This is a genomic window from Allotamlana fucoidanivorans (assembly GCF_006265225.1).
Taxonomy (GTDB): domain Bacteria; phylum Bacteroidota; class Bacteroidia; order Flavobacteriales; family Flavobacteriaceae; genus Allotamlana; species Allotamlana fucoidanivorans.
The window spans coordinates 1-720 of the sequence record NZ_VDCS01000057.1; the positions used below are offsets into that span (position 1 = coordinate 1).

1 protein-coding gene is annotated in these 720 nt (G+C 27.9%); it reads left to right on the top strand.

Annotation, left to right across the window (positions count from 1 at the left end; all coding sequences use genetic code 11):
• Positions 1-99 precede the first annotated feature (99 nt).
• Positions 100-627: a hypothetical protein gene (locus FGF67_RS16870; protein ID WP_139698920.1), complete on the top strand. Its 528-nt coding sequence runs from the start codon at positions 100-102 to the stop codon at positions 625-627.
• Positions 628-720 lie beyond the last annotated feature (93 nt).

The window sequence follows — 720 nt, forward strand, 5'->3', positions numbered from 1 at the left end:
CGTTGGCAATAATGTTAACCTAATTCTATAAAATTCAGATAATCCTTAATTTAAAATAAAATGCGAAATATTACCTCCGCTTTAATGTTGTTAATAACTATGTCATTATATTCTCAAAACAATAAAGATCATAAATTGTTTTTAAAAGATAGTACAGTTTTAATAGCAAAGCAGGTTAATACTACTTCAAATAGAAAATGTGCAATAGTGACCACAAAAGATGGTGAAAGACTAAAAATACCATATAACAAAATATACAGGCATCTATATTATTTAAGAAATACTGTTTTTTCCCCTAGAAACGTTAAACGTTTGACTGAATTTGTTTTGATATCAGAGGATAAAGGCGATATGATGAATGTCCATGTCGAAGGTAGATGCAATTTATACACGGGCTATATACCACAACTTAGAAATAGTGGAGCGTATGGGTTTTATGTTAAAAGAAATGGAGAAAATATTGCAACATGTATTGCGAGTACAAACTGGATGGAATCTAGAAATTTTAAAGAAATTGCAACTGATTATTTCAAGGATTGCCCCGAGATGGTAGAACAAATCCAAATTAGACTTGATAAAAATAATATAGAGGAATTAATCGAATTTTACAATAACCAATGTCAATAATCATCTGAATTCTTATTTAGAAATTAAAATAAAAACAAATTATTAAATTAATTGACCCAGTAAAATATATTAAAACACTATTGCCAACAATGG